Origin of the sequence: Mycobacterium kiyosense, from assembly GCA_021654635.1 — a bacterium.
Lineage (GTDB): Bacteria > Actinomycetota > Actinomycetes > Mycobacteriales > Mycobacteriaceae > Mycobacterium > Mycobacterium kiyosense.
In genome coordinates, this window is record AP025179.1 from 1570033 (window position 1) to 1595695 (window position 25663).

General features: G+C 66.8%; 21 protein-coding genes, 1 other RNA gene and 4 pseudogenes. 17 read left to right on the forward strand and 9 right to left on the reverse strand.

Annotated features, from left to right (window positions below; translation table 11 throughout):
• Nucleotides 1-14: 14 nt before the first annotated feature.
• Together L6444_RS07410 and hisN are read right to left on the reverse strand one after the other, a co-directional pair.
• Nucleotides 15-1412 (reverse strand): acyl-CoA dehydrogenase family protein, encoded by a 1398-nt coding sequence (locus L6444_RS07410; protein ID WP_236981533.1) that lies wholly within the window; start codon nucleotides 1410-1412, stop codon nucleotides 15-17.
• A gap of 76 nt (nucleotides 1413-1488) precedes the next feature.
• Nucleotides 1489-2280 carry a histidinol-phosphatase gene (hisN, locus tag L6444_RS07415; protein WP_236981534.1) on the reverse strand — a complete coding sequence of 264 codons (792 nt, stop codon included), beginning with the start codon at nucleotides 2278-2280 and terminating at the stop codon, nucleotides 1489-1491.
• Between the two features lie 23 nt (nucleotides 2281-2303).
• On the opposite strand from hisN, the gene L6444_RS07420 reads away from it, so the two are divergent.
• A complete protein-coding gene (locus L6444_RS07420; RefSeq protein WP_236981535.1) occupies nucleotides 2304-2654 on the forward strand; it encodes a hypothetical protein in 351 nt (116 codons plus the stop codon).
• Here the strand turns inward: L6444_RS07420 and L6444_RS07425 are convergent.
• From L6444_RS07425 to L6444_RS07435, 3 genes and pseudogenes are all read right to left on the reverse strand, one after another.
• Nucleotides 2642-3439 carry a slipin family protein gene (locus L6444_RS07425; protein ID WP_370653094.1) on the reverse strand — a complete coding sequence of 266 codons (798 nt, stop codon included), beginning with the start codon at nucleotides 3437-3439 and terminating at the stop codon, nucleotides 2642-2644. The genes L6444_RS07420 and L6444_RS07425 overlap by 13 nt on opposite strands.
• Nucleotides 3436-4059 carry a hypothetical protein gene (locus L6444_RS07430; RefSeq protein WP_236981536.1) on the reverse strand — a complete coding sequence of 208 codons (624 nt, stop codon included), beginning with the start codon at nucleotides 4057-4059 and terminating at the stop codon, nucleotides 3436-3438. The genes L6444_RS07425 and L6444_RS07430 overlap by 4 nt, the downstream gene beginning before the upstream one ends.
• 3 nt (nucleotides 4060-4062) lie before the next feature.
• Nucleotides 4063-6389, reverse strand: a pseudogene (locus L6444_RS07435) (nitric-oxide reductase large subunit).
• Nucleotides 6390-6622: 233 nt separating this feature from the next.
• Between L6444_RS07435 and L6444_RS07440 the strand changes: the two are divergent.
• The 3 genes and pseudogenes from L6444_RS07440 (at nucleotide 6623) to L6444_RS07450 (ending at nucleotide 9828) form a co-directional block, all read left to right on the forward strand.
• Nucleotides 6623-7420, forward strand: coding sequence for a universal stress protein (locus L6444_RS07440; RefSeq protein WP_236981537.1), 798 nt, complete (start codon nucleotides 6623-6625; stop codon nucleotides 7418-7420).
• A 36-nt stretch (nucleotides 7421-7456) separates the two neighbouring features.
• On the forward strand, nucleotides 7457-8107 hold the full coding sequence (gene dosR, locus L6444_RS07445; protein ID WP_236981538.1) for a hypoxia response regulator transcription factor DosR/DevR: 651 nt from the start codon (nucleotides 7457-7459) through the stop codon (nucleotides 8105-8107).
• A pseudogene (locus L6444_RS07450) lies at nucleotides 8100-9828 on the forward strand (GAF domain-containing sensor histidine kinase). The gene dosR and the pseudogene L6444_RS07450 overlap by 8 nt, the downstream one beginning before the upstream one ends.
• On the opposite strand, the gene L6444_RS07455 reads toward L6444_RS07450, so the two are convergent.
• The 3 genes from L6444_RS07455 to L6444_RS07465 form a co-directional block, all read right to left on the reverse strand.
• Nucleotides 9808-10806: an Acg family FMN-binding oxidoreductase gene (locus L6444_RS07455; protein ID WP_236983900.1), complete on the reverse strand. Its 999-nt coding sequence runs from the start codon at nucleotides 10804-10806 to the stop codon at nucleotides 9808-9810. The pseudogene L6444_RS07450 and the gene L6444_RS07455 overlap by 21 nt on opposite strands.
• A 314-nt stretch (nucleotides 10807-11120) precedes the next feature.
• Entirely contained in the window at nucleotides 11121-11549 is a 429-nt protein-coding gene (locus L6444_RS07460) for a pyridoxamine 5'-phosphate oxidase family protein (protein WP_236981539.1), read from the reverse strand.
• A complete protein-coding gene (locus L6444_RS07465; protein ID WP_236981540.1) occupies nucleotides 11546-12535 on the reverse strand; it encodes an Acg family FMN-binding oxidoreductase in 990 nt (329 codons plus the stop codon). Before L6444_RS07465 ends, L6444_RS07460 begins: the two co-directional genes overlap by 4 nt.
• A 171-nt stretch (nucleotides 12536-12706) precedes the next feature.
• On the opposite strand from L6444_RS07465, the gene L6444_RS07470 reads away from it, so the two are divergent.
• Together L6444_RS07470 and L6444_RS07475 are read left to right on the forward strand one after the other, a co-directional pair.
• Nucleotides 12707-12910, forward strand: coding sequence for a hypothetical protein (locus L6444_RS07470; RefSeq protein WP_236981541.1), 204 nt, complete (start codon nucleotides 12707-12709; stop codon nucleotides 12908-12910).
• 10 nt (nucleotides 12911-12920) lie between these two features.
• Nucleotides 12921-14513: an FAD-binding oxidoreductase gene (locus tag L6444_RS07475; RefSeq protein WP_236981542.1), complete on the forward strand. Its 1593-nt coding sequence runs from the start codon at nucleotides 12921-12923 to the stop codon at nucleotides 14511-14513.
• Between the two features lie 11 nt (nucleotides 14514-14524).
• Here the strand turns inward: L6444_RS07475 and L6444_RS07480 are convergent, their stop codons facing one another.
• Nucleotides 14525-15895 carry an FAD-dependent oxidoreductase gene (locus L6444_RS07480; protein WP_236981543.1) on the reverse strand — a complete coding sequence of 457 codons (1371 nt, stop codon included), beginning with the start codon at nucleotides 15893-15895 and terminating at the stop codon, nucleotides 14525-14527.
• 121 nt (nucleotides 15896-16016) lie between these two features.
• Here L6444_RS07480 and prfB point away from each other — a divergent pair, with 121 nt between their 5' ends.
• The 11 genes and pseudogenes from prfB to L6444_RS07540 all read left to right on the forward strand — a co-directional run bounded on the left by prfB (nucleotide 16017) and on the right by L6444_RS07540 (nucleotide 25603).
• Complete coding sequence (prfB, locus tag L6444_RS07485) at nucleotides 16017-17132, forward strand: peptide chain release factor 2 (protein WP_236981544.1); 1116 nt, start codon at nucleotides 16017-16019, stop codon at nucleotides 17130-17132.
• The gene (locus L6444_RS07490; protein ID WP_236981545.1) at nucleotides 17122-18123 is read left to right on the forward strand and encodes a mechanosensitive ion channel family protein; all 1002 of its coding nucleotides are present in this window, start codon (nucleotides 17122-17124) and stop codon (nucleotides 18121-18123) included. Before prfB ends, L6444_RS07490 begins: the two co-directional genes overlap by 11 nt.
• Nucleotides 18120-18593: a hypothetical protein gene (locus L6444_RS07495; protein ID WP_236981546.1), complete on the forward strand. Its 474-nt coding sequence runs from the start codon at nucleotides 18120-18122 to the stop codon at nucleotides 18591-18593. Before L6444_RS07490 ends, L6444_RS07495 begins: the two co-directional genes overlap by 4 nt.
• Before the next feature lie 44 nt (nucleotides 18594-18637).
• Nucleotides 18638-19330 (forward strand): cell division ATP-binding protein FtsE, encoded by a 693-nt coding sequence (gene ftsE, locus L6444_RS07500; RefSeq protein WP_236983902.1) that lies wholly within the window; start codon nucleotides 18638-18640, stop codon nucleotides 19328-19330.
• The gene (gene ftsX, locus L6444_RS07505; RefSeq protein WP_236981547.1) at nucleotides 19331-20227 is read left to right on the forward strand and encodes a permease-like cell division protein FtsX; all 897 of its coding nucleotides are present in this window, start codon (nucleotides 19331-19333) and stop codon (nucleotides 20225-20227) included.
• A gap of 2 nt (nucleotides 20228-20229) precedes the next feature.
• A complete protein-coding gene (gene smpB / locus L6444_RS07510; protein WP_236981548.1) occupies nucleotides 20230-20730 on the forward strand; it encodes an SsrA-binding protein SmpB in 501 nt (166 codons plus the stop codon).
• Between the two features lie 30 nt (nucleotides 20731-20760).
• Nucleotides 20761-21606 (forward strand): maleylpyruvate isomerase family mycothiol-dependent enzyme, encoded by an 846-nt coding sequence (locus tag L6444_RS07515; protein ID WP_236981549.1) that lies wholly within the window; start codon nucleotides 20761-20763, stop codon nucleotides 21604-21606.
• 158 nt (nucleotides 21607-21764) lie between these two features.
• Nucleotides 21765-22727 (forward strand): annotated as a pseudogene (locus tag L6444_RS07520) (ferritin-like domain-containing protein).
• 160 nt (nucleotides 22728-22887) lie between these two features.
• Nucleotides 22888-23255, forward strand: a transfer-messenger RNA (tmRNA) gene (ssrA, locus tag L6444_RS07525).
• A gap of 192 nt (nucleotides 23256-23447) precedes the next feature.
• Nucleotides 23448-24723 (forward strand): annotated as a pseudogene (locus tag L6444_RS07530) (ISL3 family transposase).
• Between the two features lie 310 nt (nucleotides 24724-25033).
• Entirely contained in the window at nucleotides 25034-25603 is a 570-nt protein-coding gene (locus L6444_RS07540) for a hypothetical protein (RefSeq protein WP_236981550.1), read from the forward strand.
• The last annotated feature ends 60 nt before the right edge of the window (nucleotides 25604-25663 follow it).

The following is a 25663-nucleotide window of genomic DNA, read 5'->3' on the forward strand; positions in this document are numbered from 1 at the left end:
CGTCAGCTGACCACTCAGATGACTACGACGCCCTCGGCGACGCCGATGGCCCGCAGGTCGCGGTACCAGCGTTCGACCGGGTGCTCTTTGGTGTAGCCGTGGCCACCGAGCAACTGCACGCCGTCCAGGCCGATCTGCATGCCCTTGTCGGTGCCGAATCGCTTGGCGAGCGCGGCTTCCCGGGCGAACGGCAGACCCTGCTCGGCACGGGAGGCACCGCGCCAGGTGATCAGGCGCAGCCCGTCCAGCTCGATGGCGATGTTGGCGCACATGAACGCGACGGCTTGACGACGGGCGATCGGCTCGCCGAACGCCTCGCGCTCCTTGACATAGGGGATGACGTAGTCGAGCACCGCGTGCGAGGTACCCACTGCCAGGGCGGCCCACCCCAATCGGGCCAGGGCGATGGCCTCGGAGTAGTCCTCGTCGCACGCCTGGTCCTCGCCGAGACGGGCGCTGCGCGGCACCGTGACGCCGGACAGCTCAACCTGGCCCAGCGCCGCGGCGCGGATACCCATGCTCGGGTCGGACTTGACGGACAGGCCTGTGGCGGACGACTCGACGACGAACAGCGCCGGCTTGCCGTTGAGCTGCGCGCCGATCACGAAGAGTTCGGCCTCGGCCGCGGCGGGCACCAGTGATTTCACACCGTCGAGGCGATAGCCGGACGGGGTGCGCACCGCGGTGGTCCGCAACCGGGTGGGGTCGAACAGCGGATGCGGTTCGGCGATCGCCACGCATGCCTGCGGCACATTCTCGCCGGCAAACTCCTTCAGGTAGGTGGCCTGCTGGTCGGCGCTGCCCCAGTGCGTCAGCGCGGCAGCCACACCGCCGGGGGCCAGGATCGGCAGCGCCTGACCCATGTCGCCGTACGCCAACGCCTCGGCCACCAGCGCGTTGGTCACCGTGGAGCGGTGCTCGGCGATGCCGTCGAAGTCCTCGGGGATGTTGATCGCGGTGATGCCCAACTCGGCGGCCTTGGCGAGCAGGCCGTCCGGGTAGTGGGTGGCCTCGTCGGCGTCGTGCGCGGCCGGACGCAGGATCTCGGCGGCGAATTCTTCGACGGTCTCGACGATCATCTTCTGGTCGTCGTCCGGTGTGAGGTCGAAGTAGTTCTTGCCGCTGGACTTCAGCCGGGTCGGCGCGCCACGCAGGTTCTGCACTCGCTTGAACTGCCGGGTGGCGGCAGTGGTGGTGGAAAACATCTGCTTGGCGCCGTACCGCAGGGTGCGGTTCAGCGGGGCGCGCAGGTGGTGCTTGTCCAGGAATTCCTGGCCGACGACGGGGGTCAGCAACGCCAGCGCGACGTCGATTCCGGTGCGCTTGTGGGGCTTCATCCCGATCGTCGTCTGGTCCTCACCACGCTTTTTGGCGCGGGAACGGGAAGCGGAAGCGGGAAGTGTCTCGGTCATATCGGCAGCCTCTGTCGGTGGGGCGATGCGTACCACCCTATCTTACTGCGGAGTAAGATAGTTAGGGCGGTGTTAGCTAACTCACATCGTCGCGCAGGCGGTTCAGCACCCGCCCGTGCAGCGGGCCGTTGGTGGCAACGGCGCTGCCGCCATGTGGCCCCGGCGTGCCATCGAGGCTGGTGAAACGGCCACCGGCCTCGCGCACCAACACGTCGAGTGCGGCCAGGTCCCATACCGACACTTCCGGTTCGGCGGCGATGTCCACCGCGCCTTCGGCCAGTAGGCAATAAGACAGGAAGTCGCCGTAGCCGCGCACCCGCCACACCGCGTCGGTCAGTTCGATGAACCGGTCGCGCAATCCGAGTTGCGCCCACCCCGACAGGCTGGAGAACGACAGGCTGGCCGAATCCAGTTCAGCCACCGCCGAAACGGACACTCGGCGCGGCTGGGCATCGTCGACCGCGGCGTAGGCGCCGGCGCCTTGCGCGGCCCACCACCGGCGCCGCAACGCCGGCGCGCTCACCACACCGACAATCGGCACGCCGTCCTGCAACAGCGCGATCAAGCTGGCCCACACCGGTACCCCGCGCACGAAGTTCTTGGTGCCGTCGATCGGGTCGATGATCCACTGCCGTCCGGTGAATGCGGGGGTGCCGCCGAACTCCTCGCCGAGCACGTCGTCACCGGGCCGGCCGACCGCGATGGCACCGCGCAGCTCGGATTCCACGTCGCGGTCGGCGTCGGTGACCGGAGTCAGGTCAGGTTTGGTCTCGACCCGCAGGTCCAGTGCGCCGAAGCGGGCCCGGGTCAACTCGTCGGCCCGGTCGGCGAGCTCCAGTGCGAACTCGAGATCATCGTTGCGGCCCATGCCAGCAGTCCTACCATGGCCTGATGTGGGAATTCATGATGCTGCTCCTGCTGGTAGGGGTGTTGGTGCTGCTGCTGGCACCGCGCTTCCGGCGGCCCGGCCCGCGCGGGGCGCGCGCCGGCGGCACGTTGCTGGTGACCGGCGTCAGCCCCCGACCGGACGCCGTCGGTGAGCAGTTCGTGACCATCGCCGGGGTCATCAACGGGCCCACCGTCAACGAACACCCCGTGCACCGGCAGCTGGCCGTCGACGTCGCCCAATGGCCGGTGGTCGGACAGCAATTCCCCGTCGTCTACTCACCGAACAACCCGGACAACTGGAATTTCGCCCCCGCGGAGCCGCCGCCCGGACAAGACCAGGACTACCCGTGGTGATTCACCTTGTCGATCGCGTCCCGCAGCACGTCGGGGTTGCGCAGGAACGGCGTGATGATGTCGACCGGCAGCGGGAAGACCACCGTCGAGTTCTGGTCGGCTCCCAGCTCCAAAAGTGTTTGCAGATAACGCAGTTGCAATGATGCCGGGCTCTTCGAGAGCGTCTCGGCGGCTTCGCGCAGTTCCTCGGATGCCTGTAGTTCACCGCGCGCGTTGATCACCTTCGCGCGCCGCTCCCGCTCGGCTTCGGCTTCGCGCGCCATGGCGCGCTGCATCGACTCGGGGATCTCGACGTCCTTGATCTCGACCACCCGCACCTGCACACCCCACGGCTCGGTCATCTTCTCGATGATGGTGCGCAGGTCGCTGTTGAGGTCCTCGCGATGGGCCAGCAAGGTGTCCAGGTCGACGCGGCCCAGCAGCGACCGCAACGTGGTCTGGGCGATCTGCGAGGTGGCCACCGCGTAGTTCTCCACCGCCAGAATGGCTTTCAGTGGATCGGTCACCGCGAACATGACGACGGCATTCACCCGGGCGGGCACGTTGTCGCGGGTGATCACCTCCTGGGGCGGGATGGTCAGCGTCACCAGCCGCTGGTCGACCCGAATCATCCTGTCCACCAAGGGAATCAGCAGCCGCAAACCGGGCTGGTACAGCGGGCGCACATGGCCCATCCGGAACACCACCCCGCGCTCGTACTCGCGCAGCACCGCCAACGAGACCATGGCGAGCCCCGCCAAGATCACCACGACGACGGCGAGGGCCCCCATCGCCACACCCGTCATGCCTTGTCCTCCTTGCCTTCCCAGCCGCCCCAGCGGGTGGAGTACCGGTCGACCGCGGCCGCCACCTGGTCCTCGATGGCGGTGCGGTGCGGCAGATAGTCGGGCGCGTTGGCCGGGGTGTGCCACAGATGGCGAGCCAACGGCAGGCCCAGCAGCCCGACCACCAGGATGGTACCCGCCAGCACCAGCACGTCGGCGACGGAGTGGTCGGCGAACAACATCGCCGACGGCAGCACGATGCCGAATGCGGCTACAGCGCAGGCGATTCCACGGTGAAAGCGACCCGCCTCCGAATGCGGCCACGGGTCGATCTCCCGGCTGATCTCGCGGCCGTGATCGGAGGTGGTGCAGGTGGACTTGACCGGGCAGCTGTTACACACCACCGGCAGCGCCCGGTACCGCATCACCCGGTGCTTGGGGTCGAACGAACTCGGCCACAGCCAGTGATCCTGCGGGCACACCCAGGCGTCGTGATCCGGGCGGTACCTGAATTGCCCGGTGCGCCACGCCGCCGCACGCGCCGAAGCGTGTCGGGCCATCGCGTCGAAGCACCAACCGATGCCCAACAGCACCAGCGCGTAACCGGCTGTCAGCCAAACCGTGGTCGCCGGTGCGGCCATAACTCAGGCCTTCGCCGCCGGTTGCGCTTGCACCTCGGTGTACAGCGGGTGCTCGGGCAACTCGTCGACGGTGGTGCCGGAGCGGAAGTTACGCAACGCCGTCCACGCGATCCAGACGAACGGCAACACCCCACCGACGATCAGGATGACATCGCCCGGCATTCGCAGCCATTCCAGCACCGCGTTGCCCGGCTTGGTGATGTAACCCAGCGCCCGCGCCTCGTAGTAGCCGTCGCCGACGGAGTGGTAGAGCTGCATCACGCCGAGCGGCAGCAAGGTCACGAACACCATCCAGGCCAGCCCGATGTTCATGCACCAGAACGAGATTCGGGCCAGCTTCTCCGGCCACTTGTCGGCCGGGATGACATAGCGGAATGCGAACATCGCCAGTCCGACGGCGAGCATGCCGTACACGCCCATCATGGCCGCGTGCCCGTGATTGGCCGTCAGCGCCGTGCCGATCTGGTAGTAGGACACCACCGGCAGGTTGATCAGGAACCCCGAAGATGCCCGCCCCCAGGAAGTTCCAGAATCCGACCGCCACCAGGAACATCACCGCCCAGCGGTGCGGGAAGGGGGTTGGCGTCACCGCTCTGCTGGCGCGCACCGAGCTGCAGGAACGCCCACGCCTCGACCGTCAGGAACGTCAGCGGAATCACTTCAGCCGCGGAGAAGAACGCGCCGAGTGCCATGTGTTCCACCGGAGTTCCGGAGAAGTACAGATGGTGCATGGTCCCGATCACGCCACCAGCCGAGTACAGGATCACATCCAGGAAGATCACGCCCAGCGCGATACGTTCACGCACCACGCCGAGCAACACGAACATGTAGGCCACCATCACGGTGGTGAACAACTCGAGGAAATCCTCGACCCACAGGTGCACCACCCAGAACCGCCAGAAGTCGGCGACGGTGTAATGGGTGTCGCTGGTGGCGAGCAGTCCGACCGCGTAGAACATCGGGATCGCCAGGCCGGAGAAGAAGAACAGCCAGGGCATGTTCATCTTCGACTCGCCCTTGAGCCTGGCCCGCATGCCGCGCCAGATGATCGCGATCCAGATGAACAGGCCGGCCACCAGCAGGATCTGCCACAGCCGCGGCAGGTCGAGGTACTCCCACTGCTGCGACAACAGGCCACCCTCGGGGATCACCCCGTAGATGGACAGCGCTTCACAGGTCAGTGAGCCGAACACCACCAGCGCGACCGCGCCCAACAGGATGTAGGCCAGCAGCCCTTGGCGTTTGGGCTCCCGGCGCGCGATGAACGGCACCAGGAAGATCCCGCCGGCCAGGAATGCGGCCGCCGTCCAGAACAGCGCCAGCTGCAGATGCCAGGTGCGGGCCAGGTTGTAGGGCAGGACGCGGGCCAGGTCGAGCCCGAAGAACGTGGACAGGTCGGCCCGATAATGCTCGGCCGCCGCGCCCAGCAGCGTCTGCGCCAGAAACAGCACGGATACCACCGCGAAGAACCAGATGCAGGCGCGTTGCGCCCGGGTCAACGGCACCTCGCCGGGCTGGCGGAACGACAGCGTCGAGGTCTCGGCACCGTGCCAGCCGACCTTCTGGCTCCAGCGGCCGTAGACGGCGAACATGACCCCGATGCCGCCCAGCAGCGCGATCAGCGACAGCGCCGACCACACGATCACCGCTGCGGTCGGCCCATTGTCCACGCGCTGCTCGGCCGGCCAGTTGTTGGTGTAGGAGTACTTATGGCCGGGCCGTTCGGCCGCCGCGGCCCAGGCGGTCCACGCGAAGAATGCCGTCAACTGCCGGATCTGGGTTTTGTCGGTGATCAGCTGCGGCAACAACCCGTACTTGGTGGAGTTCTCGCCGAAATATGCCGCATAGTGACCCTGGATGCGCTCGAATGCGGCCGTTTGCTTATCGGTGAAGACCAGCGTCTTGGTATCGGGGTTGTAGCGGTTGGTGCGGAACTCGGCGACCACCCGTTCGTGCGGGTTGGCGACACCCTCGGCGCGGAACTGGCCGGTGACGTCGTCGGTGGCCAGCCGCAGATATTCGGCGGTGTAATCGGGTCCCAGGTAGGCGCCGTGGCCCAGCACCGACCCGTACTGCATCAGGCCACGGGCCTGGTACAACTCCTGCCCCCTGGTGATGTCCTCGCTGGTGAACAACACCTGCCCCGATGCACTGACCACCTTGTCCGGCATCGGCATTGCTGCGGTGTAGGTCCGGTAGGCCAGGATTCCCATCACCAGGAAGCCGAAGATCATCACCAGCGCGACGCCCTGAATCCACCCTTTCCCAACCAGCGGTTGAGCCGAGGGATGACCGGAACCGGGCGACGAAGAAACCTCTTGAACAGCCATTCACAGGACTCCTGTCTAGGCGATTTTCTGGGCGATGGGCTGATCGCCGGGACGTCGGTGCGGGATTTTCACAGCGCGTCCGGTGAATATCCAATTCGTATCCGGCGTCCCTCGCAAGAGGAGATTCGCCGGTTTCAAGGACCAATGGCACTGGACGGGTGACCAACGCCCCTGGGACCCGCAGGTCGACCGCAATAACGTTCGAATTGAGCACGGATGGAAGGGAGACGGCGATGAGGAACCTCAAGCCAGGACCGGCCGTCGTCGTCGGTGTCGACGGATCCAGGGCGGCAGTACACGCCGCCGTCTGGGCGGTCGACGAGGCGGCCAGCCGCGACATCCCGTTGCGATTGGTCTGCGTCGTCGATCCGATGCAACCGGCCGGGTCCAGCGTTCTCGACGTGCGGCAGGCGGCCGCGCGTTCGGCCCTCTACGACGCGTACCGGGCGGTCGAGGCCACCGGCACACCGGTCAAGGTCGAAACCGAGATCCTGTGGGGCAAGCCGCTGAACAAGCTGATGGCCGAATCACGCTCGGCGACGATGATCTGCGTCGGCTCGATGGGCATCAACCATGCCCGGTGCGGCAAGGGTTCGGTTGCCGGCGCGCTGGCCGGTGCGGCGCTGTGCCCGGTGGCGGTCATCCACCGCGCGGCCGATGCTGCAGCCCCCCAGATCAAGCGGGTGGTCGCCGAAGTGGACAATGGTGCGGTGTTGCGACACGCGTTCGAGGAGGCGCGGCTACGCGGCGTTCCGCTGCGCGCCATCTCGGTGTGCCCCTCCCACGAGGTCGACACCGGCGACGGAAGCCCGTCGGCTCGGGCGCAACTGGATCGGCGGCTGGCCCGCTGGACCCGGCTCTACCCCGACGTGCGGGTCGAGTCGAAGATCGTCCGGGGACACGCCACCCGTTACATGGCCGAGCAGTCTGAACCGGGCCAGCTGTTCGTCACCGATACGCACGCCGCGCAGGTGTGCAGCGTTTACAACGCGGGTTCATCGGTATTGACTGTGCGGTGCGGGAACTTGTAACGCACCCGGTGAGGGGGACCCAAAAGGAGTGTTGGCTTGGTAAAGGTCTTCTTGGTCGATGACCATGAAGTGGTACGACGAGGCCTGATCGACTTGCTCGGTGCCGACCCCGAACTGGATGTGGTGGGGGAGGCCGGCTCGGTTGCCGAAGCGATGGCGAGGATTCCGGCCGCCAATCCGGACGTCGCGGTCCTCGACGTCCGGCTGCCCGATGGCAACGGCATCGAACTGTGCCGTGACCTGTTGTCGCGCATGCCCGACCTGCGTTGCCTGATCCTCACCTCATACACCTCCGACGAGGCGATGCTGGATGCGATCCTGGCCGGCGCCAGCGGATACGTGGTGAAGGACATCAAGGGGATGGAATTGGCGCGTGCGGTCAAAGACGTGGGTGCCGGCCGGTCGTTGCTGGACAACCGCGCCGCGGCCGCGCTGATGTCCAAGCTGCGCGACGCCAGCGAGCGGCCGGACCCGTTGTCGGGCTTGACCGATCAGGAACGCACCCTGCTGAGCCTGCTCAGTGAGGGCCTGACCAACAAACAGATCGCGGACCGTATGTTCCTGGCCGAGAAGACGGTGAAGAACTACGTCTCGCGGCTGCTGGCGAAGCTGGGTATGGAACGCCGGACGCAAGCCGCAGTGTTCGCCACGGAATTGAAACGCACCCGGCCTCCCGGCAATGCCTGACGAAACCCCCGACTCGGCGCTGCACCCGTTGCGGCAAACGCTGTCCCAGCTTCGGCTGCGCGAGCTGCTGGCCGAGGTGCAGGACCGCGTCGAGCAGATCGTCGAGGGCCGCGACCGCCTCGACGGACTCCTGGACGCGATGCTGGTGGTCACCTCGGGTCTGGAACTCAACGCCACCCTGCGCGCAATCGTGCACTCGGCGACCGAGCTGGTCGACGCCCGCTACGGCGCCCTGGAGGTTCACGACCGCGACAACCGCGTGATGAGCTTCGTCCACGAAGGCATTGACGAAAAGACCGTGCGCCTCATCGGCCACCTGCCCGAGGGGCTGGGCCTGATCCGACTGCTCATCGACGAGCCCAAACCGCTACGGCTGGACGATCTTTCGCAGCACCCGTCCTCGGTGGGCTTTCCGGCGCACCACCCGCCGATGCGAACCTTCCTCGGCGTGCCGGTGCGGGTGCGCGGTCAATCGTTCGGGACGTTGTATCTGACCGACAAGGAAAACGGACAACCGTTCAGCGACGATGACGAGGTGCTGGTGCAGGCACTGGCCGCGGCTGCGGGGATCGCGATTGCCAATGCGCGGCTGTACCAGCAGGCCAAGGCCCGCCAGGCTTGGATCGAGGCCACCCGCGACATCACCACCGAACTGCTCTCCGGCACCGAACCGGCTACGGTTTTCCGGCTGGTCGCCGAGGAAGCGATGAAGTTGACCAAAGCCGACGCCGCGCTGGTCGCCGTACCGCTGGATGAGAGCCTGCCGGCCGCCGAGGTTGCCGAGCTGCTGGTGATCGAAACGGTCGGTAGCGCAGTGGAATTCGTTGAAGGAGAGACGATCTCGATCGCGGATACGGTACTCGGCGAGGTGCTCGTGGACGGGGCGCCGCGCCGGCTCGACCTGATCGATATGGACGGCCTCACCGGGGCCGGCCCGGCGCTGCTGCTGCCGTTGCGGGCCGCCGACGCCGACACGGTCGCGGGCGTCGTGGTGCTGCTGCGCCAAGGTGGTCCGGCACCGTTCGGCAGCGAACAACTCGAGATGATGGCCGCTTTCGCCGACCAGGCGGCGCTGGCAGCTACAACTGGCCACCTCACAGCGCCGGATGCGTGAACTGGACGTGTTGGCCGATCGTGACCGCATCGCTCGCGATCTGCACGACCACGTCATCCAGCGACTGTTCGCCGTCGGGCTGTCGTTGCAGGGAACCGTGCCCAGAACCAGGGAAACTGAAGTGCAACAACGACTTTCAGAGGCAGTCGACGATCTGCAGGCGGTGATCCAGGAGATCCGGACAGCCATTTTCGACCTGCACGGCGCGTCCCAGGGCATCACCCGGTTGCGTCAGCGGATCGACGCCGCGGTCGGGCAGTTCGCCGGATCGGGCTTGCGCACCACGGTGCAGTACATCGGACCAGTGTCGGTGGTCGACAGCGGATTGGCCGACCATGCCGAAGCGGTGGTGCGCGAAGCCGTCAGCAACGCTGCCCGGCATGCGCAGGCCACCACGTTGACCGTCCGGATCAGGGTCGAGGACGATCTGACCATCGAGGTCAGCGACAACGGCTGCGGCATGCCCGACCTGGAATCCGACGGGATAACCACCAGCGGCCTGACCAACCTGCGCCGCCGCGCCGAGGAACTCGGCGGCAAGTTCACCATCACCAAGCAGCCCACTGGGGGAACGTTGCTGCGCTGGTCAGCGCCGCTCGTCCAATAGCTGCTCGGGCCAGTCGACGACCCGCACCAACCGGCGCCGCGGCGTAGCGGGCAGCGGATCGGCGTTGATCGGCGCCCAACCCACCCGGAGCAGCATCTGGGGGTAGCCGCTGGCCCCGAACACGTCGGCGCGTACCGCCGCACGCGTTTCCGGGATTTCCAGCGGTTCGGTGATCGGGCAGCACGCCAGCCCCATCGCCGTCGCGGTCAGCAGCACCACACTGGTCGCCTCGCCGGCGCGCAGTCGCGCCAGCGTGTCGTCGCGCTCGGTGCCGAGCGCCAGCAGCGCGGCACTGTCGTCGGCGGGCGAGATACCGGACGGCTGCGCCAGGCCGGCGCCGGCGAACAAGCGACCGGGAATCGGGGCGGCGGGGTCCGCCTGGGGAGCGCTGCGGGCCGGGACACCGGCCACCGAACCGTACCGCCCGCTCCACGTGGTGAGCTCGCGCATGTACGCGTCATCGGTCATATGGTCCAAACCGGCTTGCGCCACAATGTTTTTCATTCTGTCTACGGAGTCGACCTGGCGCAGCATGACGCCGCAGCGGGCCGCCCGGGCAGCCATCTGGGCGATGTCGCCCCCCGGCACGGGCCAGGAACTGTAGGCGCGCCGGTCGGTGCGTCGACGTGGAATGGCGGCCGCCAGCGCGATGTCGTTCTGGTCGGGAACCTGGGCCACCACCTCGATGGCGGCCAGGTGACGCGGATTGTCGGGGTCGGGAAGCCTACTGACCTTGGCGCGCCAGCCCATCGATGCCAGCGCGACCACACAGTGATGCAGCGCGACGCCGCAACTGATGATCAGATCACGACCGTCGGGGTCGGTGCTCCGCAGTTGCATGTCGGGTTCGCAGAACAGTTGCAGGCTGGTGGGCTCCACCCGCCACCGCCACGGCTGGGTGTTGTGGATCGACGGCGCGCGTGTGGCCAGGGTGAGCACCGTCCGCAGGGTTTCGGCATCCGGAAATCGGGCGTTCATCGCTACCGGGCCTTTCCTGTCGATGACTGTGGTCATCCTCCAAGGATCGTCCGCGGACGGCCGCGGCGGCAGGGCATGAAGCCCCGGCCGGGTGGGACCTTTGGCCCTGCTGGAACCGCCGCCCACCGGCGGCTGGTGGTGCTTAGGAATCCGGCCGGTGCCCGATGACGACCACGGCCGATTTCTCTGGAGGCGGTGCCGTTTCGCGCCCGGCGCCGGCACGCTAGGCGTGCACCAGAATTAACCTCGGAATACCTTCCACCGCAAGCAATTTCGTCCGATGGCTGGGCGGTGCACGCCGAGGCCGGTCCGGCCTACGACACGGTCTCGTTGGCGTCGGGCTCCGGGCCGAAAACGAAACGGCGCCCGGTGATGTCGGTGGGGGTGATCCGCACGTAATTGGGCTTGCGGGTCGCGATCCACGGATACAGCCCCGCGCGATCGGCTTCCTGGATATCGGCATCGGTCTTCAACAGGTGCGCGCGACCCCGGACGATCACACTCCAGCCTTCGGCGACGTTGTGGTCGTCGGCCTCGAAGATGACGGTGCGGTTGCCCACGGCCGAGAACAATTTGGTGCCTTCGGCGGTGCGGAACAGAATGCTCTCGCCCTGCACCACATAGTTGACCGGAAAGATCTCCGGCTCCCCGGCGAAGTTGGTCACCAGGCGGCCCAGCGCGGCCGTGCCCAGCAGATCCCAACTCTCACTTGCTGACAGAACGGTGAACGGCTCGTCGGTCATCGGCTCAACCTATCTTGTGTCTGGCGGATTTCAAGCACGTCATGGAGCGGTCGCCGGGGAGTGGGAGCGCCGAGCGGTTCCATCGCCGGACTGATGCCGACCCGAACCAGGGCCTGTGGCTCGCCCCGGCCGCCGATCAGCGCGCGCACGATGTCCCGGCTCTGCTCCGATTCGATCAAATGGGTCAGGGTGCAGGTCGCCATGCCGGCGATGGTGCATTCCAGTAGCACGGTCGAAAGCACCTCGCCACAGCGCAGCACGTCGGCCGCGGTGTCTTGGGGAGTCGACAGCACAAGGATTTTCGACCAGTCCGCTGCGATTCCGGGGCGCCGGTTTTGGCGGCCGCGGACGGGAAAATCCCGGCCCACCTCGACCCGTCGGTTTTCGGTGTCGGACGCCAGCGCGGCCGGCGGCACCCCTTCGGACAACGCGAACGGCGAAGTCCACCAATCGAGTTCGGCGTGATAGGACGGGTCGTCACGGCGCAGCGCCTCGGTGAGTCGCGACGCCTCGACCAGTTGCCGTCGCTGATGGTCGGCGAGCACGTCGATGGTGGCGACGTCGTCGTCGAACATGCCGCGCAACATCGGTTCGAACCCGTCCCAGAATGCCGGCCGGTCCAGCGGCAGCCGATCGGTTCGACGATGCAGGATCGCCTCGGCGCGATTGCGCTGCGCCGCGGTGACGTCAGTGGTCGGCGTGAAGGCGACGCTGGCGAGCAGACCAGTGTTACCGGGATCGGGAAAGCGAGTGGTGCGCGAGTTCCACCCCAGGGCAGCCATCGCGATGCGGAGGTGGTCGAGCGCGGCACCACAGCTGATGAGCGCCTCTCGACCGGAATGGTCTGTGGCGGGCACGGTTCGGCTGCGGTCGACGAACAGGTGGACGGTGTCGTCCTCGGCCAGGAACTTCCACGGCTGACTGTTGTGCACCGACGGCGCCCGGCCGGCCAGCCGGATCGCGGTCCGCAGGACCTCTGTGTCCATGGCGACGACGTTACGGGGGAGCTCAACAGACCGGTAGAGCCTTTGGTCATCACGTCAAAAACCTTGTGCCTGGCCGGATCTGGGCTATCGCGCTGACGCGTCGAACAGGCGAACCGCTCGATGTGCCGTCGTCGCGCTTGCATTGTGCTGCTGACCTGGCATTCTGAACGGATGGCAGGCAAGGAAATCGACCCGATCCGGGCCAAGAGTGCGTTGGCGGTGATCAGGCAGAACCCGGGGATCGTGCTGTTCGCGGTGTCGCCGCTGGTTGCGCTGGTGGCCGTCACCTGGATCTTCGCCGGCACCGGCTGGGGCATCCTACTGGCGCTGGCGCTGGTGGTCGCCGCCGGCGCCGTCGTCCTGCTCAGGCGCTGACGCCGCCGGGATGCGTTCGTGGTGGGGCTGGGGGACCCTGGAGGAAGCCCTCACCGAGAGGGAGACGAAAGATCTGGTGGCGCGCGTGGCAGCGCTGCTGCCCGGCCATGACCTGACCGACCACCGGCCGCCGGACCCGACCGCGCTCGGGTTACCGGGTCCGCGGATCGCCCCGCCCGCGACGCTGGGCGGGCTGTGCTCGGCGCAGATCGTCGACCGGGCCGGCCATGCGCGGGGCAAGGCGTTTCGCGACGTGGCGCGCAACCTGCAGGGCCGCCTGGATCATCTGCCCGACCTGGTGGTGCGGCCGCGACGCGAGCAGGACGTGGTCGATGTGCTGGATTGGTGTGCGCGCGAAGGGATTCCGGTCATCCCGTACGGCGGCGGCAGTTCGGTGGTGGGTGGGGTGGAGCCGCGCTTCGAGGAACCGGCGGTGACGCTGGACGTCAGCGCGATGAGCGCGGTTGTCGAAGTCGACCAGGTCAGCCGCGCGGCGCGGATCCAGGCCGGGGCGCTGGGCCCGTGGATCGAGGACCAACTCCGCCGGCATGACCTGACGCTGCGGCACTTCCCGCAGTCGTTCGCGTTCTCCAGCCTCGGTGGCTGGTTGGCCACCCGCGCCGGCGGCCACTTCGCCACCCTGTACACCCACATCGACGACCTGACCGAGTCGGTGCGCGTGGTCACCCCCGCCGGGATCAGCGAGTCGCGACGGCTGCCCGGGTCGGGCGCGGGTCCGTCCCCGGACCGGCTGTTCATCGGCTCGGAAGGCACCCTCGGCGTCATCACCGAGGCGTGGATGCGGCTGCAGAACCGGCCGCGCTGGCAGGTCACCGCGTCGGTGTCGTTCGGCAGCTGGGCCGCCGCGGTCGCCGCGACCCGCATCATCGCGCAAGCGGGCCTCTACCCGGCCAACTGCCGACTGCTCGACCCGGCCGAGGCGTTCCTGAACGCCGGCACGTCGGTCAACGGCGGCTTGCTGGTGCTGGCTTTCGAGTCGGCGGATCATCCGATCGACCCGTGGCTGGACCGGGCGCTGGAAATCGCGGCCGACCACGGCGGCACCGTGGTCGCGCGCCGGAGCCGAGACACCGCGGGTGACAACCCCGAACGGGGCGCCGGCGACGCCGCCGCGAACTGGCGCTCGGCGTTCCTGCGGATGCCCTACCAGCGCGACGCCATGGCCCGCCGGGGCGTCATCCTGGAAACCTTCGAAACCGCTTGCACCTGGGGTGGATTCGACGACCTGCACGCCGCGGTCACCAGCGCTGCCCGGGCCGCGATCGAAAAGGTATGCGGCACCGGGGTGGTGACCTGCCGGTTCACCCACGTGTACCCCGACGGGCCCGCACCCTACTACGGCATCTATGCCGCGGGCCGGTGGGGCTCCCTGGACGCGCAGTGGGACGAGATGAAAGCCGCTGTCTCCGAAGCGATCAGCACCACCGGTGGCACCATCACCCATCACCACGCGGTCGGTCGCGACCACCGTCCCTGGTATGACCGGCAACGACCGGGCCCGTTCGCGGCCGCGCTGCGCGCCGTCAAACAAACCCTGGATCCGTCCGGAATCCTCAATCCCGGAGTGCTTTTCGACCCGTGATCGACCGTGCCCTACCCGTGGCCTATGTGCAGCAGCCGGGCCAGGTTGGCCAGCTTCACCCGTGGGCGCCCGTGCGGCTCGCCGGCCGCCCGCTCGAAGGTGTCGATGACCTCCCAGTGCGCCGAGGTGACCACTTTGGGCTGGCGTTCGGTCAGCCAAGCGGCGAGCTGGTCGCGGTGATCGTCGGGGAAGTCGGCCAGGTTGCCTTGCCCGGCCGCGGCGGCCAGATCGGCGAGCAGCGTGTCGACGGTGTCCTGCGAGTCGGATTTGTTGGTGCCGATGACCCCGGTCGGTCCGCGCTTGATCCAGCCGACGACGTACTCGTTGCGGCTCTCCTCGATCCGGCCGTTGCGGTGCGGGATGGTGCCGCGCTTGTCGTCGAACGGCAGCCCGGGAGTGGGTGTGCCGCGGTAGCCGACCGAGCGGACCACCAGCTGCGCCGGAAGTTCTTCGCGCTCACCGGTGTCTTTGGCTGAGACCCAACCACTTTCGTCGGTGACCAGCTCGTTGCGGCCCAGCACGATGCTCTCGACGCGGTCGGTGCCCTTGATCTCGATCGGGGATGTCAAGAAGCGGAACACGATTCGGCGGTGGCCGGGCCGTGGCTCACGCTCGCTGTAACCGCGCAGCACCTTGATGTTCTGTTTGGTGGTCTTGCCGGCCGCCTCGGCATCCTCGTCGGTGATGCCCTCGAACTGCGCCGGGTCGACGATCACGTCCACACCCTCGAGCTCGCCGAGTTCGCGCAGTTCCAGCGTGGTGAACGCGGTCTGCAGCGGTCCGCGCCGACCGATGATCACCACCTCTTCGACGCCCTTGGGACGCAGCGACTCCAGCGCGTGGTCGGCGATGTCGGTCTGTGCCAGCACGTCGGGATCGGTGACCAAAATCCGGGCGACGTCGATGGCGACGTTGCCGTTGCCGACGACCACCGCGCGGGTCCCGGACAGGTTCGGCGTCTTTTCCTCGAAATGCGGGTGCGCGTTGTACCAGCCGACGAAGTCGACCGCGGAGATACTGCCGGGCAGGTCCTCGCCGGGAATGTTGAGCGGCTTGTCGGACTGCGCGCCCACGGCGTAGACCACCGCGTCGTACTTGTCGGCCAGCTCACTGGACTGGACGTGCTCGCCCACCACCACGTTGCCGAAGAACCGGAACCGCGCGTCGGCCGCCGTTTTCTCGAACTGTTTGCTGATCGACTTGATCTTCGGGTGGTCGGGCGCGACGCCGGAACGCACCAACCCCCACGGCGTGGGCAGCATCTCCAGCATGTCGACGACCACCTCGACGTCGTCACCGGCGTCGGCGGCCTTGAGCAGGGAAGCGGCGGCGAAGAATCCGGACGGTCCGGAGCCGACGATCGCAACATGATACGGACGCATGTCGTGCCTTCTGTTCGAGCCCGGCTGCGGCGCAAGGGGGCTGAGCTCGGGCTGAGCGTCGCAGTCGTGCGGTGCACTGGTCTCCTGATGCTAGACCGTGCGGCCGGTAACGTGTTCGCCTGTGGAACCTGACCGTCAAGCCGATATTGCCGCCCTCGACTCCACCCTGACCACGGTGGAACGGGTGCTGGATGTGGAGGGTCTGAAGAGCCGGATCGAGAAACTCGAGCAGCAGGCGTCCGACCCGAATCTGTGGGACGACCAGGCGCACGCGCAGAAGGTAACCAGCGAGTTATCCCACACCCAGGGTGAGCTGCGCCGTATCGAGGAGTTGCGGCAGCGCCTCGACGACCTGCCGGTGCTCTACGAACTGGCCGACGAAGAGGACGGCCCGGCGGCCGAATCCGCGCGTGCCGAGGCCGACGCCGAACTCAAAGCTTTGCGCGCCGACATCGAAGCCACCGAAGTGCGCACTTTGCTGTCCGGTGAGTACGACGAACGTGAGGCTTTGGTCACAATTCGCTCGGGCGCCGGCGGAGTCGACGCCGCCGACTGGGCCGAGATGCTGATGCGGATGTACATCCGCTGGGCTGAGCAGCACAAATACCCCGTCGAGGTGTTCGACACGTCCTACGCGGAAGAGGCCGGGATCAAAAGCGCCACCTTCGCCGTGCACGCGCCGTTCGCCTACGGCACCTTGTCGGTCGAACAGGGCACCCACCGGCTGGTGCGGATCAGCCCGTTCGACAACCAAAGCCGACGTCAGACGTCGTTCGCGGAGGTCGAAGTGCTGCCCGTGGTGGAGACCACCGACCACATCGAAATCCCGGAAGGCGACATCCGCGTCGACGTCTACCGGTCCAGCGGTCCGGGCGGCCAATCGGTGAACACCACCGACTCGGCGGTTCGACTCACCCACATCCCGACCGGTATCGTCGTCACTTGCCAGAACGAGAAGTCGCAACTGCAGAACAAAGTTTCGGCGTTACGAGTGCTTCAGGCAAAGTTGTTGGAGCGCAAGCGTTCCGAGGAACGCGCGGAGCTGGACGCCTTGAAGGGCGACGGCGGCAGCTCCTGGGGCAACCAGATGCGGTCCTACGTACTGCACCCCTATCAGATGGTCAAGGACCTGCGCACCGAGCACGAGGTGGGCAATCCCGCGGCTGTCCTGGACGGAGACATCGACGGGTTCCTGGAAGCAGGGATCCGTTGGCGCAACAGAAAAGATGACGACTAACACCACGTTCCATGCCATGAACCTGGCCACCGCAGCTTCGCGGTGGCACAACTTTTGGCGCGGCCACATCGGCGAGTGGATCCTCACCCGGGGTCTGCGGGTGGCCATGCTGATCATCGCCGCGATCCTGGCGGCCCGATTCGTCAACTGGGTGGCCCAGCGGGTGACCCGCAGCCTCGACGAGGGTTTCGCCGAAAGCGACGCGCTGGTGCGCTCGGAGGCCACCAAACACCGTCAGGCGGTCGCCTCGGTCATCTCGTGGGTGTCGATCGTCATCATCGCCATCTTCGTGATGATGCAGATCAGCGCCATCCTCCAGTTCTCGATCGGCGGCCTGGTCGCGCCGGCGACCGTGGTGGGCGCCGCGCTGGGTTTCGGTGCCCAGCAGCTGGTCAAGGACCTATTGGCGGGTTTCTTCATCATCGTGGAACGGCAATACGGCTTCGGTGACCTGGTGTCGTTGACGGTGTCGGGGATCGCCGCCGAAGCCCGCGGCACCGTCGAGAACGTGACCTTGCGGGTCACCCGGCTGCGGTCGTCGGACGGTGAGCTGTTCACCATTCCGAACGGCACCATCGTCAAGACAGTCAACCTGTCCAAGGACTGGGCGCGCGCGGTGGTGGACATCCCCGTGTCGACCAGCACCGACCTCAACCGCGTCAACGAGGTGCTGCACCAAGAGTGTGAGCGCGCCATGGACAACCCACTGCTGGGCGAACTGCTGTTGGATGCGCCCACCGTGATGGGCGTGGAAAGCATCGAGATCAACACCGTCACGCTGCGGCTGGTGGCCCGCACGCTGCCCGGTAAGCAGTTCGAGGCTGGCCGTCAGTTGCGGGTGCTGGTGATCCGGGCCCTGGCCCGCGCCGGCATCGTCACGGCGGCAGACGCCAAGGTCGGCGTCGTCGACGACGCGGGAATCAGCGCCCCCGACGTCGAGGAGATCGACGCCGACGCGGAGCAGTCCTCGGGTCCGGTGAAGCAGCGATGAAGCTTCAACTGAACCTGCTGCAGCGGCGGCGGGACGCCGAGCGGCGTACCCCGACGCACCTGTTCGGCGGTAGGGTCCGAACCTCGACGCTGGTGCTGATCGTGGCGTTCGCCGCGCTGTGGTGGACCTATGAGACCTACAGCCCGCAGGAAAAACCCGCGAGCACCACGCCCTCCCAGGTGGTGCCGCCGGGCTTTGTGCCCGACCCGAACTACACGTGGGTGCCGCGCACCCGGCTGCAACAGCCCACCACCACGTGGACACCGCCACCTGCCACCACCACGACCACGAAGCCGCCGCCGACGACCACGACGACCACCACGCCGTCGCCGTCGCCGCCCCCGTGCCTGCTGCCGCCGCCGTTCTGCCCGGCGACGTCAACTCCGTCGCCGACCCCCTCGCCTCAGCAACCGGAGCCGGGGCAGACGCCGACGCCCACGTCGGCCCCGGCGGCCCCACCCGGTCGCTGATTTTCGCGCCCGGCTCAGACACCCCGCTACACTGGCGTGCCGTGATGATTGCCCTGGAACATGTCACCAAGCAGTACAAATCGTCGGCACGCCCGGCCTTGGATGACATCAACGTGAAGATCGACAAGGGTGAGTTCGTCTTCCTCATCGGTCCGTCGGGTTCAGGCAAGTCGACGTTCATGCGGCTGCTGCTGGCCGCCGAGACACCGACCTCCGGGGACATCCGGGTATCGAAGTTCCACGTCAACAAGCTGCGCGGGCGCAACGTGCCCAAGCTGCGGCAGGTGATGGGCTGCGTCTTCCAGGACTTCCGGTTGCTGCAGCAGAAGTCGGTTTACGACAACGTCGCGTTCGCGCTGGAAGTCATCGGCAGACGCGCCGACACGATCAACCGGGTGGTGCCGGAAGTGCTCGAAACGGTGGGCCTGTCCGGCAAAGCCAACCGGTTGCCGCACGAGCTGTCCGGCGGCGAGCAGCAACGGGTGGCGATCGCCCGCGCGTACGTCAACAAGCCGCTGGTCCTGCTGGCAGACGAGCCCACCGGCAACCTGGACCCGGACACCAGTAAGGACATCATGGATTTGTTGGAGAAGATCAACCGTATCGGCGGGACGACCGTCGTGATGGCCACCCACGACCACAACATCGTGGACGCGATGCGCCAGCGCGTGGTCGAGTTGTCGCTGGGCAGGCTGGTCCGCGACGAACAGGGCGGCGTCTACGGGATGGATCGCTAAGTGCGCTTCGGATTCCTGGTCAACGAGGTCCTGACGGGGCTTCGCCGCAACGTCACGATGACGATCGCGATGATCCTGACCACCGCGATCTCCATCGGCTTGTTCGGCGGCGGTCTGCTGATGGTCCGGCTCGCCGACAAGTCCCGCGCCATCTATCTCGACCGCGTCGAGACGCAGGTGTTCCTCACCGAGGACATCTCGGCTAACGACCCCGATTGCAGCGGGGCGGTGTGCAAGGCGCTGCGCGACAAGATCGAGCGACGCCAGGACGTCAAGGCGGTGCGGTTCGTCAACCAGGAGGCGGCCTATACCTCGGCGATGAAGAAGTTCCCCGAGTTCAAGGAATACGCCGGAAAGGACTCCTTCCCGGCCTCGTTCATCGTCAAGCTCGCCAGCCCTGACCAGCACACCGAGTTCGCTGCCGCGATGGAGGGCCAACCCGGTGTGCGCGGCACCCTCAACGAGAAACAGCTGATCGACCGGTTGTTCGCGGTGTTGGACGGCTTGAGCAACGCGGCGTTCGCGGTGGCGCTGGTGCAGGCGATCGGAGCGATCCTGCTGATCGCGAACATGGTGCAGGTCGCCGCCTATACCCGAAGAACCGAGATCGGCATCATGCGATTAGTGGGCGCCAGCCGCTGGTATACCCAGCTGCCGTTCCTGGTGGAGGCGGTGTTCGCCGCCACCATCGGGGTGGTGATCGCGATCCTGGGCCTGATCGCGGTCCGCGCTTGGTTCCTCGAAGATGCGCTGAGCGAGTTCTACAACGCCCACCTGATCGCCAGAGTGGACTACGGCGACATCTTCTTCCCGGTCTCGCTGATCCTGCTCGCCCTCGGGGTGGCGATGTCCGGGCTGACGGCCTACACCACGCTGCGCGTCTACATACGGCGGTAGCGGTGGCCAACAAGTCGCAGTCCAAGCGACGCGCAGACGGCAGACAGATCATTGCCAGCAACCGCAAGGCCCGGCACAACTATGCGATCCTCGAGGTGTTCGAGGCCGGTGTGGCCTTGCAGGGCACTGAGGTCAAGAGCCTGCGCGAAGGGCATGCGTCGCTGGTCGACGCGTTCGCAACGGTCGACGACGGCGAGATCTGGCTGCGCAACGTGCACATCCCGGAATACCGGCACGGCAGCTGGACCAATCACGAGCCGCGGCGCAACCGCAAACTGCTGCTGCACCGCCGCCAGATCGACACGCTGATCGGCAAGATCCGCGAAGGCAACTACGCCCTGGTGCCGTTGTCGATGTACTTCTCCGAGGGCAAGGTCAAGGTCGAATTGGCGCTGGGACGAGGCAAGCAGGCGCACGACAAACGTCAGGACATGGCCAAGCGCGACGCCCAGCGCGAGGTGGTCCGGGAGCTGGGCCGGCGGGCCAAGGGGATGGGTTCCTGACCTGCCGCAGCGGGGCCTACTATCCCGAACATGGCCGACCGCCCCCTGACCCTGCTCGACAAGCGCGACGTGCTCGACGGACTTTTCGCCGTGTGGGACGACCTGGATGCGCTGCTGGACGGTTTGGATGAGACGGACTGGCAGGCGCCGAGCGCGCTGGCCGGCTGGGACGTCAAGGCCGTGGTGTCGCACATCATCGGCACGGAGTCGTTTCTGTCCGGGGTGTCCGCGCCCGAACCGGATATCGACGTCAAGGCGCTCGACCACGTGCGCAACGACATCGGCGTGATGAACGAGTGCTGGGTGCGTCACCTGAGCGCAGAACCGGGTGCCGAGGTGCTGCGGCGGTTCCGGGACGTGACCGCTGCACGACGCGGGGTGCTCGAGGCGATGTCTGACGACGAGTGGAACGCGCAGTCGTTCACCCCGGCCGGGCCGGACAGCTACGGACGGTTCATGCGGATCCGGGTGTTCGACTGCTGGATGCATGAGCAGGACATCCGGGTGGGATTGCAGCGGCCACCTACCGACGACGAACTCGTCGGACCGGCCGCCCGACTGTCGCTCGACGAGATGGCGGCGTCAATGGGGTTCGTCGTCGGCAAGCTGGGTAAAGCCCCGGCGGGTTCGCGGGTGTTGTTCGACCTGACCGGTCGGTTGGCGCGCGCCGTGCGGGTCAGCGTAGACGGCCGCGCCCAGGTGGTCGACGACTTCGGTGGTGCCGAGCCGACCGCGACGATCCGGGTGGACGCACTGCAGTTCACCCGGCTGGCCGGGGGACGGCCGATGTGCCCCGCACGCAGCCAAAACATCGAATTGGGCGGGGACGCCGAAGTGGCCCGACGCATCGTTGAAAACCTGAATTACGTTATCTGACAAGCCAAATCGGTGCGGTGGCCGGTGGACGGCCGCATATGCGATACATGTCACAAGATCGCCGCCTGTGTTGATCTTGCGCATTCCTGGGTAGCCGGTCTAGAGGGGCGCCGTTCGGCGCAGACACCCACCAAGTCAATCTAGGAGGCACCACGGTAATGACTGCCACGGATACGACCAAGCTGCTCGCGCAACTGCGAACGCTGCTCGACCTGACCCACACCGAGATCCAGATCGCCGAAACCCGCATTGTGCAGGCCCGCACCGAAGCCGTCCGCCGCGAGCTGGAGCAGAACGCCACCAACGCCCGCGAGCGCGCAGTGGCGATCGGCAACGCCATTCGCGACCTCGGCGGCTTCCCGGACGTGATCGGACCCTTCCTGGGCCGCGCGGCTGCCGCGGTGAAGGCGCTCACCGAGCAGGCGCAACCGTTCGACGAGGCGCTGCTGGGTGACCTCGCGCTCGAGGATCAGCTGCTCGATCGGGCCCGCTACGCCAAGGCCCTGGCCGTGGCCGCCAAGCAGAAGGACATCGAGAGCCTGGCAGACCGCCTGATCACCGCCCACTCGGCGACGGTGGACTGGCTCACCACGGTGCTCGCCGAAGACGCGCTGGGCGGTCCCGCGGCGCTGCGCCGCACCCCGCTGCAAGCAGCCGCGGGCACCGCGGTGAAGCTGGTCAACCTGCCGGTCAACTGGTCGGTTCGCGGGCTGGACCGGGCCTTAGACGCACTGCGCTCCGCCGGCCCGGCGTTCAACGAGCTGGTCGAGCGCAGCGGCAACGCGACCGAGATCGCCGCCAAGGCGCTCACTGCATCCCGGACGCCGCCCTCGAGGCGGCCGAGAAGGTGACTCGCCGCGAAGGGGCCGACCGGGCCGCCGACGTGCTGCACTCCGGGCGGGCCGCGGCGGGCGTGTTGGATGCCGCGGAGCTGCCGGTCGCCGACTACGACGACCTCAATGTCAGCGAGGCCGTGGCCGCGGTGAAGGAGCTCGACGAGCCGGGGGGATCTGCGCGCGATCATCGCCTACGAAGAGGCGCACAAGAACCGTCAGCGCGTCGTCTCGGCGGGCCAGACCAGGGTTGCCGCGATTGCGCAGGAGGTCGTCGGCATCAGTTAGCCGCTGTTGCCACCGAGTGCCCCCAGCCGGCGGGTTGGGGGGCACTCGGTTGGGCGCTGTCGGTGCCCGGGAACAAAATGAGGTTGCTGCCGGTTGATGGCGGCGTACCATAGATTGTCCTGCCGAGAATCGGTAGGGATGCTCGAAGTAGTAAAGACAAGGGGCTGAACGGTTTCGACTTCGCGCATCGAATCAAGGGAAGCGTGCCGGTGCAGGCAAGAGACCACCGTAAGCGTCGATGCAACCAATTAAGCGCCGAGTCACATCAGCGCGACTACGCCCTCGCTGCCTAAGCGACGGCTAGTCTGTCGGACCGGGAACGCCCTCGCCCCGGACCCCGGCATCAGCTAGAGGGATCCACCGATGAGTTCGGTCGCGGGACTCATCGGGACACCAACAGCGACTGGGATCGTCATCCTGGCTGGTTCGCGTGACCAGGAGATCCGAGTAGAGGCATAGCGAACTGCGCACGGAGAAGCCTTGAGGGTATGCCGTAGGACCCGGGTTCGATTCCCGGCAGCTCCACCATTAAATAGGCTCTTCGTGAACGAGAGTGCGTCGGTGATCGGCGGATTGCCGGGAATGTTGTCGTGTCGGTGAGCTGAGGTGGGCCCTCGGCGGGTGACGATTCGGGTTCCTACACCTGCCACAACCACCACACCGAGGGAGCCCGTGCCTGAGGCTACTGCCTGCTCGCCGTCTGTTGTTGCCGGCACGATCATGCGCACCATCGAGTTGGGGGTGACGATCACTGACGCCGCAGTCGACGAGAAGCAGACCACGATCTTTTGCACGCCGGTGGCCCGTGATCCCCGCTGCCCGGACTGTGGCCACGACGGCCGCTATCGCGACACGGTCGTGCGGCCGTTGACCGATCTGCCGGTGGCCGGCTGCCCTCCTGGTGCTCAGGGTCGCAATCCCGCGCTACCGTTGTCTCACACCACAGTGCGGGCGGGCGGTGTTCAACCAGAACCTCGACAAACTTGCCGCCCCACGCTCGTCGACGACCCGTCGGTGTGCCCGATATGTATTGCGGCGGTTAATGATCGACCGCACGACCATTTCGGCGATCGCAGGCGAACTCGGGGTGTCCTGGCATACCGTCAGCACGATCGCCGTGCGCACCGTTGCGGCTGTGATCGCCGCGGCCGGACCCGATCGGCTTGACGGTGTGCGGGTCATCGGGGTCGATGAGCACCGCTGGGCTCCACGGCGACGCGGCACCGCAGGGTTCGTCACGTTGATCATCGACCTCACCCCGGTCCGCGACGGCACCGGGCCAGCACGGCTGCTTGACCTTGTCGAAGGGCGCTCCGCTGCAGCACTGAAGGCTTGGCTGGCCGATCAGCTGCGCGGCGTTTCGCGAGCAGGTCGAGGTCATCGCCATGGACGGCTTCGGCGGCTACAAGACCGCCGCCACCGAGGAACTGCCCGACGCCACCGCGGTCATGGATCCGTTCCACGTCGTCGCGCTGGCGGGCCTGAAGTTGGATCTGTGCCGCCAACGCATCCAGCGGCCGACCTGCGGGCACCGGGGTCGCACCGGCGATCCGCTCTACGGAGTACGCCGCTCCCTGCGCACCCGGTGCCGTTGCTAAGCGCCCGGCAACGGGCACGATTGGAAGCGGTGTTCGCCGATGACGATCATCTCGGGGTCATGGTGACCTGGAGCGTCTATCAGCGCATCATCGCCGCCTACAGCCACCCCGACCGACGCCGCGGCAAGACCATGATGACCGCGATCATCAACTCGTTACGCCGCGGCGTCCCCGCGATCCTCGCCGAACTGGCCCAACTCGGCCGTACCCTGCACCGCCGCCGCGCCGACATCCTGGCGTTCTTCGACCACCGCGCCTCTAACGGGCCCACCGAGGCCATCAACGGCCGCCTGGAAGCCCTGCGCCGCAACGCCCTTGGCTTCCGAAATCTCCCCCACTACCGATGGCGCTCACTGCTACACAGTGGCGCCTTGCACTCACTGGTCGATGCACTCTGAATTACGAAGAGCCACTAAATATGCAACATACGGGCAGGTCAGGGCATGTTTTCGTCCTGGCCTGTTTCGTTTGTGGGCACATTTTGGGCACACTTTTTCGTCGGTTCGCCTACGAGGTCGTCCATCTTCGTCGCCACGTCGTCTAGATCGTCAGGGAACAGGTGCCCCTATTGATCGAGCGTCATCGTCGCCGTTTTGTGGCCCAACTGGGCCTGCACCGTCTTGACGTTGGCACCGCTGGCAATCATCAACGACGCCGCCAGGCGAATAACCGATGCCGTCGGCACCGAGCTACGCCACGCCCGAGGAAATGACGCACTACATCGGTGAAGCGGTAGCCGCTGATACTGCCGAACTGACCTTGACCGTCGAGACAGCGTCACGGTCGGTAGATCGGGCGTGTGATCGCCAGTTCGGCAGTGTTGATCAGCCGCAAGCCCGGTACTACACCGCCCACTACGACCGGCACCGCCGTGTGTGGATCATTCCGACCGACGACTTCGCCACGACGGACGGCCTGGTGGTCGAAACCGTTGCGGGGAAGCTGTTTACGCCCGTGGCGGGTTATCTGCCTGCGCCGGTCAACGCCGTGGTCGACGGCACGGTCTGGACTAGCCTAGTCATCGGTTCGGGGGCACCCGTGACCCCGAATGGGAGCGAAAACGGCTTGCGAATCACCGCGAAATGGGGTTGGCCGGCAGTCCCGGCACCCGTCAAGCTCGCCACCCTAATTCAAGCGTCCCGGCTCTACGCCCGCAAAAACGCGCCGTTCGGCATCGCGGGCAACCTCGACGTGGGCGAAATGCGGTTACTTGAACGGCTCGACGTGGACCTCATGACCAGCGTCCGACCCTATGCGCGCATCTGGGGAGCGGTGTAGTCATGGCCCGCCAGGTTGGACGACGCCGCGTCGGTAACGCGGTGTTGCGCGGTCATCGTC